This is a genomic window from Synechococcus sp. R6-5, assembly GCF_047461775.1.
Lineage (GTDB): Bacteria > Cyanobacteriota > Cyanobacteriia > Thermostichales > Thermostichaceae > Thermostichus.
Window position 1 is genome coordinate 1 of sequence record NZ_JANSHV010000150.1, and the last position, 8,536, is coordinate 8,536.

The following is an 8,536-nucleotide window of genomic DNA, read 5'->3' on the forward strand; positions in this document are numbered from 1 at the left end:
CTTTAGCGGTCGGAGTCGGGTAGTTTACTTAGGCTTTGTTGACCCATGGCCAGTGTATCTACCACTTTTTTCGGGGCTACCTACCACAGCGCAATATCGATCCCTTGCCCAGCAGGGATCCCACTTCATTGCAGACCTTAATACTCAACTTAATACTCAATACACAGTCCGAAAAAGCTGCCGCTATTCCTCACCACTGGTTACAACCAGGCGGTGAATCTGGACTTCTCTCTTCTCCCCCTGGAGAGGGCGAAGTTCGCGTTAGCAGGTCAGGGATCATGGGCAAGAGCGCGAATTGCTGAGGACAGGTTCTGCGAGGGAATGTCTCAAACTTATGTCTCAAACTTATTTAGAAGAGCTGTCTCTGTGTTAAGCGAGCATGAACTTTTTTAACGATCCGGGTGGTGGTTGCCGAGAGGGTAACTTAGGCCCCGTAGAATGAATCGCAAAATTCCAGGCAGGACATTCGGACATGGATTACATTCGCACCTTTAACGACGATCCCTGCGAGGGGCATCTTTCGACGCCCATCAGCGATTCTCCTGTCACCCGTCTGTTCATCAACAATCTCCCCATCAACCGTCCTGGCTTATCGCCGCTATTGCGGGGGCTGGAAATTGGGCTGGCCCATGGCTATTTCTTGGTAGGGCCAGAAATTGTGCTGGGGCCGCTGCGGGATTACCCTGAGGCAGCTAACTTAGGCGGGCTGGTTACGGCGATGGCGATTGTGCTGCTGGGAACCGCCTGCATGTCGGCCTATGGCAGCGTTACCTTCGGAAACAAGCCGGAAACACCGGGGGCCGCTCCTCTGGCTACAGCTCGGGGTTGGGGGGATCTAACGGCAGGATTTTTCTTGGGAGGTATGGGTGGCGTGTTCGCTGCCTATTTCCTGCTGGAGAACTTTGCCGGGATCGACGCCATCTTTCGAGGGCTGGTGAATTAGTTGTCAAGTTTGTCAAGTCACTTGAGAGGAGCAAAATCATGACCGGTTCTTACGCTGCTGCTTATCTTCCTTGGATTTTTATCCCCATTGTTGGTTGGCTGCTTCCTGCAGTGGGCATGGCAGTGCTTTTTTTGTACATTGAGCGGGACTAGTCCCGGAGTGCTTTGATACTCACTAGTGCTGATTAATTTCAATTATTTCAGGCTAGAGATCAACCCCAGATATTGAGGCAGGGATCCCTTTTTTAGGGATCCCTCTCTTTTGGTCAGGATGATTTCCATCCGCGCTACCAGAGTCCCGAAAGGCGAAGGCTGTCCCCTCACCTCTTTTTTTTTAGGAAGGGAGCATTTCCAAAGGACTTTAGATTGGAGCAGGATCCGGCGAGCTGATCCCATGCTAACGAGGAAAAGGGCAGCTTCTGCAACACCCTTTTAAGTTTTAAGAAGGAGGAGTCGATGGCCAGCCTTAACTTTCCAACCCTGCGTATAGGCGATCCCATTCAAGAGGGCAGTTTCCAGGTTTTCCCTCTCTTTTCTCAGGGGGAGCAGGAAGTTGCCTATCGCCTTCCAGATCTGCAAACCAAGGAAGCAACCATCACCGAGGTGAGCGAGGCCGGAGCAGTACCTCACCTGGTTGTGGAAAACCACAGTGAGTTCCTATTGCTGCTGGGAGTACCGAGCAGAGTCCCAGCGGGGCGACCAAGGCTCAGCTCTGTTCCATGACGGGAAGGTGGTTTATCTCTCGGCAGTCTCTCGGCGGTAGTACCGAACTCCTCGCCTAAACCCGTTCCTCCTGCAGGGGATCCCTAGAAATTGGAAAAAGAAAGAAATTGGAAAGAAAAAACATCCTGAGTTAGCTCGGTCACCGCCTGTTTGGCTTCCTGGCGGCCTCGGCAATACCGCTCTAACCGCTCGCTAACGGAGATGGGATCCCCGACGGTCACGTGAACCCCCCGCCAGCCTAGGCGAGGGCGGGCTGGGTAGGATTCCCCTCGAAGGCGGGCCAGCACATCAAATAGAATGAGGGCAGTTTCTGCCAGCCGCTCAAAAGAGGGTTTGCTCAGCAAATACTCTTCCTGGACGGCTACACAGCTTTCCACCAAGCGCATGTGCTGCAGGTAGAGCGTTGCCTGGTGGGCTTTCCAGTCGAGCAACCCCCGCTGCAGGGGAGACAGGGATCCAGGATGCCGCAATTCTTCTCGGTAAATCTGGATCCAGGCGACTTCTTCAATGCGGCGGCAGCGGCTGTTCCAATCCCCCTGGGGAGATAGGCCAAAGTAGGTCTCTGCGGTTTCCAGGGCTCTGTGGAGCAGCCGCTCCAGGCGAGCGTTAAAGTGGCCAGGGGCTAGCCTCTGCTCTATCCGTGGTTCTTCTTCATCTCTCCCAGAGATGAAGGGAGGTAGGTCGTAGAAAGCTTCCAGTTGTTCCAGGAGATGCTGGGCTAGGCGGCAGATCCGCTGGGTGTAGCGAAGGTTGGGGCTCCTGGAGGATCTTGGCTCTGGCTTCGGAGGCGTCAACCCACTCAGGTGCTCAAGGCGCGCCAGCAGGCGCTCCAGCTTCGTCCAGGAGGGATCCGTGTAGTAGTACCGAATGCCAATGGGCAGCAAAATGACGGTCTCTGAGCGACCAGCTTTGGCCAGGTCCTCGGCGCACCAAAAGCACAGCTGAGCCATTCCCGGTTCCAGGGGATTGATCCGTTCGCTGTGGCCGTTGGTGGCTCCTTCTGGGGCGATTGCAAAGGGAAATTGCCCATCCAGGAGCAGTTGCCGGGCCGCCTTTAGCGCCACCCGATCCACCCTCCGACCGCGGCGTATAGGGATCCCGCCCAGGCGAGACAACAGCCACCCCAGCCATTCCCCTCCCCAGAGGGGCATGCCCCGGTCGTAGAGAAAATGGGCGTGAAGGGGTTCTCGAAGGCGGATCCCTTGTCGACGGGCGGCTTCGGGCACCAGGCGAGATAGAACGTACAGGCCCACCAGCGGGTCATCCACCTCCACATGTCGGAAAGCCAGGACTAGGCGAATTTGACCCTCCTGGAACTGGTGGTAGAGCCGCGCCAAGATCTCCGCCCCTGTGGCCTCGATTTTGGCAATGCCGGAAGGAAGCCAGCGCCGCACTCTCACCCGCAAGAGCAGGGGCAGGATCCCGTGGACGAGCCGTAGCACCCAGGCGCTATAGGCGGGCGGAATAAAGTCGAGGGGAGGACGGGCAAAATGGGGCGGTGGTGACAAGAGCAAGATTTGTTCCCAAGGTAGCTCAAGAGAAGAAGTGTAGTTAAACGCAAATCAGATTCATATCCGATCGCTCAGATTATTCATCAAGTCGCTACAGAGATCACTGGATATGCAGCCATTCTCAATCAATAATCAATATCAACAATATCAATGATTGAGATCCTTCCCCTGAGACCCCACGCCGTCGGCGCAACCGCTCTCTACTCTCCTCAAGCCCCCGACCCCTCTCTCACAAGGGGAGATGAGAGTTGGGAATCGTGGCCATGTCGTGCCCTTTACATTGCTTTCTTTGTCTTCCGTTGCAGTGAAGACGCTCTCTTCTCTCTACTTTCGTCTCTTAACTCAAGGTGGCTACAGGCTGGGCCTCTGCCAAGAGCGCCTGAGTTTGCAGGTCGGTGATGGTGACCAACAAGCGCCGCGAGCTATCAATGGCAAATTCGACGCGAAGGCGATCCTCTCCCACGCGGCCAGGGGGCTGCAAACGGGCCAGACAAACCGGTAAGGACTCCGTCTCGCTGAGGCGAATGGGCAGGGATCCAAGAGGAGCTAGGGATCGGAAATCGGTTTGCCGGGTGAGCTGCCGGCTGCTCATCCGCCCCAGCTCGTCGTAAACCACTTCCGACTGGACTACCTGGGCCACTTCTCCCACCTCTAGGCGAATCTCCGTTTGTCCGTCGTTGGCCACTTGCAGGATCAAGGGCTCAGCCCGTCGGCAGGGATAGGGGCTGCCCTGTTCGAAGAGGGGGTAGTAGATGTAGCTTTTCTGCAAGGGATCCCAGAGGCGGAGGGCATAGCTGTGGTGCAGGCGATCCTCCAGCTTCACCTGGCGGCCCACCTGCAGGGCGCCCAGGGCCACAGCATCGAAGGGGCGTTCGCAGCGCACTTTCTTTTTGCCGAAGTAGGAGCGCAGCAGCTCTTGAACTGCTGGCAGTTGGGAGCTGCCTCCTACCAAGAGCACCTGCTCAATTTGGTTCTTGCCCAATCCCCTCGCCTGGGCGGTGAGAAGAACGTCGTCTAGGCACTGGCGGATTTGATCCAAAAGCTGACGAGCTTCCAGGATCTCTTCCAGCTCCTGCCGGCTTAACTTCAACTCATGGGCAGTGAGGGCTTCGTCGTCAAACCAACTGCCCACCGCTTCCATCTGAGTGGAAAGGGCGATCTTGAGCTGTTCCGCCTGCTCCAGGAGGTTGAGCCAGCCCAGAGCTCCAATTTGCTGTCGGCTTAGCCCCAGTTGCTGCAGTAGGTAGTCGGCAATCCAAATGTCGATGTCCACCCCGCCCACATAGGCATCGGCCTTGGCGATCACCTCCGCTTTGAGGACAGGGCTACCCGCTTGGGGAGCGAGGGTGCGCACCAAGCTGAGATCCAAGGTACCGCCGCCGAAATCCACCACCAGCACTAGGGATCCCGGCTGGCCAACCGCATAGCCTAGGGCTGCTGCCGTGGCTTCATCGACAATTTGAACGGGATCCCAGCCACAGGCACTGGCCACTCCCCGCAGCCAATTGAGGTAGCGCTCAAAAGAGCCGACAGGGGCGGTGAACACCAGCTGTTGCGGCTGCAGGTGTTCTTTCGGGACAGCTTCCATCACCGTCTGCAAAAAAGCTTGGGCCACCCTCTCGGCGTCGTAGCGCTCTCCATCTAGAACTCGCGGCGGAGGGACAAACTCCGCCACCAAGTCCCGCTTAAACCCCTGAAACAGCCGTTGCGGATCCACTGCCCCCCACCGACCGGCGCGCACGGTTTCCCCCACCAGGAGCTGGCCTTTTCCCTTCACGTAGACCAAGCTGGGAATAGCCGAGTGGTCTGGGCGAGAGAGGCCGGGAAGAGTGAGGAGACGGGGCACTGCTTGGGCGGGATCCCAAACTGCCACCACCGTGTTGCTGGTGCCAAAATCAATGGCTAGGGTCGCTTTGGGGGCAGGTGCCATCAGCTCAATCCTCCAGGCAGGGAACGGCTGACTTTGGCTGGGCAGAGGATGTGGTCACCGCGGCGGTAGCCGACAAAGCGAATGTAAACGGGATCCCCCTTTTGAATATCCAGCTGATCCGGTTGATGCAGTTGCGGATCAAAGGGGACGGACTCCAGGGGGTTGCCGATGGGCTCATACCCCCAGCGCTGCAGCAGAGCGTCTAAGGAGCGAAACAGAGCTGTCACGTTTTGGGCCGGCCAATCGGGCTTGCGCTGGGCAATCTGGCGGACAGTGGGGTAGCTGGTCAGCAGCGGCTGCAGCAGAGAGAAGAGGACTTCTGAGGAATCGGTGGCTCCCATTTTGTCATTCCCGTTGAGGCGCAGTAGGGATCCCAAATCCCACTGCAGAGCGGCAGCCAACTTTTGCAGTTGCTCCAGGCGCAGGGATCCCCACTTCCCCTGGCGCACCTGATCAAGGGCGCGGCGGCTGATCCCGGCCTGGGCCTGTAAAGCCCGCCAAGAAGACAGGCCAACAACCCGCATGCGTTCCTGCAGCCAACTATCCAGCGGTCTCTCGGCCATTGGGTTTTGCCAGGGATCCCTACGATCATGCCCCAACTTGGGTCTAGCTCAGGGATCGGCAAGGCGCAGGGAACGGGCTATAGCTTCCACATCTCGGTCATAGCGCTCGCGCCGGCTGGCCGGGTACACGAACTCAAAGCCAGCTTGCAGCGAAGGGCGGACAACTGTTTTGAGATAGAAAATCCGCTGGCCAAAGGGCTCCGCACCGCTGACACGAACGGGCTCGTAGCCGGAGACCACAAAGAAATCCCGGCCAACAGCTTGGTAAGTAACCCGGCGTTGGTTTTCCCGGCTGCGCTGCAGCTCTTCCTGCAGGGCGCTGGCGGGCGTTGCTTGAAAAATGTTGTACCCACCCCAAACCCGCAGCTCAGCCCCGTCTTGACCGAGGAACACTTGGCCGTCGCCATTGTCGGATTCCCCTTGCGGGATAAAGTCTGCCGGGTAGTCGATGCGGTAGCCGAAACGGGCGTTGACGTAGGGCTGGAAACCAACTTGGGCAACGGGAAGGGCGGGGGCGGGAGCGATGACGGGGATCCCCGCTCCTAGGATCAGTCCGGCAAGCAGACAAGCTAGGCGAGCAGCAGACTTCATGGTTTTGATTGCTCTAATCTGTAGCTATCCTAAGCTCTCTCACCTCCAGCCCCTCTCCTAGGGGGACAGAATTTGGTTTGTCCAAGCTCTTTCCCAAAAGACAAAGGGAATAGGAATCCAAGTTTCACTGCCGTTGAGAATGGGTCGGTTGCGCCGCTTGTATCTGGGTGCCACTTGAAATAGTAGGTATAGCATCTTTTTCGAGAGTTTGAAATAAAATACCGATTTTTGGGCCACTATTTTGTTTTGTCGACCAAGTTTAAGTTTGCCGATCAACATCAGGGTTTTGGCCGGAGCGCAGCCGTTCGATTTCTTCTCTTGCCCGCTGGATAGCGCCGCAGTTGTCTACTGCTGCCCAGGTGGAGGCCAGAAACAGTCCGGGTAGGGAAACCTCTCCCTCGTCGTCGCTAAACAACACGCCAAGGAAGAAACACCAGCCCAGAAAAACCATCAAAGCTTTCCACCGCCGCGTGTAGAGGTAGGCTCCGAAGGCAAGCAGAATAGACAGAAGGATCACCATCCCCTCGGACTTTTGAGAAAGGGCATAGGTGCGCCGCACCTCTTCATCTCTGCGCTTTTGATCTTCTTGCTGGAGCAACTCTTGCAGATGCTTGTCCATAAGGCCGCCTCAAAATCGGACGGCCTTATCTTAAAAATCCTGGGAAGACCCTTGTTCAAAACAACTTTTCGGGATCCCACGGCAGAAGAAGAGAGGCGAGACTGGTCATCGCCCCTTCCTTCTGTAGAATGGGAAAGCCTCTCTCTAGTTGCAGGCTACAAGGCCCGGACGGACTCTGCCATGACCTCAGCTTCTTTTGCTTTTTCCCCTCGTGTTTTGGATCCTCTCGACCCTCAAGTGCGTCCGGATCCCCAGGGGCGGTTTGGGCCGTTTGGGGGCAGGTTTGTGCCGGAAACCCTGATGAGCGCCCTAACGGAGCTGGAGGAAGCCTTTGAGCATCACTGGCGGGATCCCGACTTTCGCGCCGAGTTTCACAACCTGTTGCGGGATTTTGTTGGGCGGCCCAGCCCCCTCTACTTTGCCCAGCGGCTAACCGAATACTACGGCGGCCCGCAGATCTACCTCAAACGGGAAGATCTCAACCACACCGGCGCCCACAAGATCAACAACGCCCTTGGCCAAGTGCTGCTGGCGGTGCGCATGGGCAAGCGACGGGTGATCGCCGAGACTGGCGCCGGCCAACATGGGGTGGCCACGGCAACCGTGTGCGCCCGCTTTGGCCTAGAATGCGTCATCTACATGGGGGCGCTGGATATGGAGCGGCAGGCCCCCAATGTGCAGCGGATGCGCCTTTTGGGCGCTGAGGTGCGGGGAGTGGAATCGGGCACGCGCACCCTCAAAGACGCCCTCTCCGAGGCCATCCGCGACTGGGTAACCAACGTGGAGACCACCCACTACGTCATCGGCACGGTGGCGGGGCCCCACCCTTACCCGAAGCTGGTGCGGGCCTTTCACGATGTCATTGGCCAGGAGACGCGGCAGCAGTGCCAGGAAAAATGGGGAGGGCTGCCGGATGTGTTGCTGGCCTGTGTGGGGGGTGGATCCAACGCGCTGGGGCTGTTCAACGAGTTTGTCCGGGATCCAGGGGTGCGACTGATCGGCATCGAAGCCGCCGGAGAAGGGCTGCACACGCCCCGCCACGCCGCTACCCTCAACCGCGGTCGCATCGGGGTCTTGCACGGGGCGATGAGCTACCTGCTGCAGGATGAAGAAGGTCAGGTGCAGGAGGCCCACTCCATCAGCGCTGGCTTGGATTATCCTGGCGTGGGGCCAGAGCACAGCTACCTAAAAGAAATCGGGCGGGCCGAGTACTACGCGGTTACTGACGACGAAGCGGTGGAAGCGCTGCTGCTGCTGTCGCGCCTGGAGGGGATCATCCCCGCCCTGGAGACAGCCCACGCTCTGGCCTATCTGAAAACCCTGGCCCCGCAGCTCGGCCCTCAGCAGCGGGTGGTGGTCAACTGTTCTGGGCGCGGCGACAAGGATCTAAACACCGTTTTCAAGTATTTGCAGCAGCGGGGACGTAGCTTCTAGAGTACGGCTGAGAATCTTCTCTTCCTTTGTTGTGACCCCCAACGGATCCCCTCTGGTGTCCACCTGCCAAGTTCCCTTCGCCATTCGATTGCTGGGTCTTCTCGGCCTGCTCCTGGCTGCGGGGCTGGGGTTGTGGACGGGATCCGTGGGTGGTCCGCACCGCTGGCACAACCGCACGGGCGAGACGGAGTTCAATAAGGACTCCGTCCCGCTAACGCGATCA

9 protein-coding genes are annotated in these 8,536 nt (G+C 58.0%); 4 read left to right on the forward strand and 5 right to left on the reverse strand.

The window, feature by feature from the left end; translation table 11 throughout:
• The first annotated feature begins 472 nt into the window (after positions 1–472).
• From NW818_RS08850 to NW818_RS08860, 3 genes are all read left to right on the forward strand, one after another.
• Positions 473–943: a photosystem I reaction center protein subunit XI gene (locus NW818_RS08850; RefSeq protein WP_011433113.1), complete on the forward strand. Its 471-nt coding sequence runs from the start codon at positions 473–475 to the stop codon at positions 941–943.
• Between the two features lie 38 nt (positions 944–981).
• Entirely contained in the window at positions 982–1,095 is a 114-nt protein-coding gene (locus NW818_RS08855; protein ID WP_011433114.1) for a photosystem I reaction center subunit VIII, read from the forward strand.
• Positions 1,096–1,398: 303 nt separating this feature from the next.
• The gene (locus NW818_RS08860) at positions 1,399–1,665 is read left to right on the forward strand and encodes an ARPP-1 family domain-containing protein (RefSeq protein WP_414351045.1); all 267 of its coding nucleotides are present in this window, start codon (positions 1,399–1,401) and stop codon (positions 1,663–1,665) included.
• 83 nt (positions 1,666–1,748) lie between these two features.
• On the opposite strand, the gene NW818_RS08865 is transcribed toward NW818_RS08860, so the two are convergent.
• The 5 genes from NW818_RS08865 to NW818_RS08885 all read right to left on the reverse strand — a co-directional run bounded on the left by NW818_RS08865 (position 1,749) and on the right by NW818_RS08885 (position 6,879).
• Positions 1,749–3,179, reverse strand: coding sequence for a 1-acyl-sn-glycerol-3-phosphate acyltransferase (locus tag NW818_RS08865; protein ID WP_414424342.1), 1,431 nt, complete (start codon positions 3,177–3,179; stop codon positions 1,749–1,751).
• 334 nt (positions 3,180–3,513) lie between these two features.
• The gene (locus NW818_RS08870; RefSeq protein ID WP_414344370.1) at positions 3,514–5,106 is read right to left on the reverse strand and encodes an Hsp70 family protein; all 1,593 of its coding nucleotides are present in this window, start codon (positions 5,104–5,106) and stop codon (positions 3,514–3,516) included.
• The gene (locus NW818_RS08875; protein WP_414344372.1) at positions 5,106–5,669 is read right to left on the reverse strand and encodes a helix-turn-helix domain-containing protein; all 564 of its coding nucleotides are present in this window, start codon (positions 5,667–5,669) and stop codon (positions 5,106–5,108) included. The genes NW818_RS08870 and NW818_RS08875 overlap by 1 nt, the downstream gene beginning before the upstream one ends.
• A 48-nt stretch (positions 5,670–5,717) precedes the next feature.
• Positions 5,718–6,260 (reverse strand): hypothetical protein, encoded by a 543-nt coding sequence (locus NW818_RS08880; protein WP_414424343.1) that lies wholly within the window; start codon positions 6,258–6,260, stop codon positions 5,718–5,720.
• Positions 6,261–6,519: 259 nt separating this feature from the next.
• Positions 6,520–6,879, reverse strand: coding sequence for a hypothetical protein (locus NW818_RS08885; protein ID WP_414375464.1), 360 nt, complete (start codon positions 6,877–6,879; stop codon positions 6,520–6,522).
• Positions 6,880–7,059: 180 nt separating this feature from the next.
• Between NW818_RS08885 and trpB the strand changes: the two genes are divergently transcribed.
• On the forward strand, positions 7,060–8,313 hold the full coding sequence (gene trpB / locus NW818_RS08890) for a tryptophan synthase subunit beta (RefSeq protein ID WP_414424344.1): 1,254 nt from the start codon (positions 7,060–7,062) through the stop codon (positions 8,311–8,313).
• The last annotated feature ends 223 nt before the right edge of the window (positions 8,314–8,536 follow it).